The sequence below is a fragment of the Microcystis sp. LE19-131.1A genome, from assembly GCF_027532015.1.
Lineage (GTDB): Bacteria > Cyanobacteriota > Cyanobacteriia > Cyanobacteriales > Microcystaceae > Microcystis > Microcystis ichthyoblabe_A.
In genome coordinates this window covers 1-1,304 of record NZ_JAPZSS010000125.1, presented here as the reverse complement: position 1 = coordinate 1,304, position 1,304 = coordinate 1, and the positions used below count along the sequence as shown (strand labels likewise).

Annotated in this window: 1 protein-coding gene and 1 pseudogene; both read left to right on the top strand. The window is 45.5% G+C overall.

Translation table 11 applies throughout. The annotated features are described in order from the left end of the window. Nucleotides 1-120, top strand: a pseudogene (locus O9323_RS10770) (IS5/IS1182 family transposase); the annotation flags it as partial. 163 nt (nt 121-283) lie between these two features. Next, nucleotides 284-1,039 (top strand): DUF2232 domain-containing protein, encoded by a 756-nt coding sequence (locus O9323_RS10765; RefSeq protein WP_002732287.1) that lies wholly within the window; start codon nt 284-286, stop codon nt 1,037-1,039. The last annotated feature ends 265 nt before the right edge of the window (nt 1,040-1,304 follow it).

The window sequence follows — 1,304 nt, the reverse complement described above, 5'->3', positions numbered from 1 at the left end:
TTTAGAATTTTATCATCAAGATACAGGAATCGGAGACGACGTTTTGGTCTGAGATTTAATTTAATCGCTGGCATTTACAACTACGAACTTGCTTTAGGCTATAATCAAGTAGCTGAATAAGACTTTTGCAGGAGGTCTATTTTAGGTTCGATCCCCTTAATCAGGGGGGTTGACAATTGTTAACACCTACCTACTTATTTTTTGCCTCTTGCCTGACTGGGAGTCGCAAGTCTAAGCTAAGGATAGCCGGCCAACCCGTACCGACCACCGGATAACTGATAGAATGAACGATTCTAACGCTAATGCTCCCGCTCAATCCTCAGAAGAGACAATAGATGAAACCAATTGGGTAGATCTGGGGGAAGAAGGGAAACCCCTAGATAAACCCACTGCTAAACCTATCCAACCATCTCCCCTCAAGTCTATCTCTACCCTGATCACGGTGGAGACGGCTTTTTTGGCCAGTGCTACCAGTTTAATCTGGTTAATTGATTATTATTTTCCCCTCGGACCGTTATTAAGGGTTTTCTTCCCGATTCCTATCGCTTTAGCCTATTTACGTTGGGGCGCTCGCTGTGCTTGGATGACAGCATTAGTTTCTAGTTTACTTTTGTCGGTGTTGATGGGACCGACTCGCAGTATTGTCTTTTTGATTCCCCACGGCTTGATGGGGGTACAATTGGGGCTATGCTGGCGCCGGGGTGCGCGCTGGGAATTTTCTATCTTGACTGGGGGACTGTTGGGGGCTTTTGGTTTATTCTTTCGTTTTTGGCTGTTTTCAATTCTTTTAGGCGAAAATCTCTGGTTATATGTGATTACCCAAGCGACTAATTTTATTGATTGGATTTTCACCCAGTTAGGGATTCTCGCTAAACCGACGCTGCTGCAAGTGCAATCGATAGCAGTTGTGGGCATATTTGTCAATAGTTTATTATACTTATTTGCCGTGCATTTAGTGGCGTTATTAGTTCTTGATCGCCTCGGTAATCCGATTCCTCGTCCGCCCAAATGGGTACAGGTCATACTAGATTATGAGTAATTATTTAGGGACTTGCGCTTTGATAATCTACCTTTTGGGCGAACGCAGTTCGCCCCTACATTGTGGACAAAATCCGTTACTGTAGGGGCGCAATGCTTGCGCCCTCCGAGCGTTCAGGTTTGCTGATCACTCTAAGTAGGGGGAGAGCCTTCGAGCGCCTCCGCAGCTAAGGGACTTGCGCTTTGATAATATGCCATCTGGCCGGTCTGATTCTTCTACAGAGCGATTTTCAAAGCTGGGATATTATTCCCACGCAAGTCCCTTA

What these genes read in the sequence shown, in the direction of transcription:
- O9323_RS10765 (WP_002732287.1), top strand. Translation starts at nt 284, where the DNA reads ATGAACGATTCTAACGCTAATGCTCCCGCTCAATCCTCAGAAGAGACA.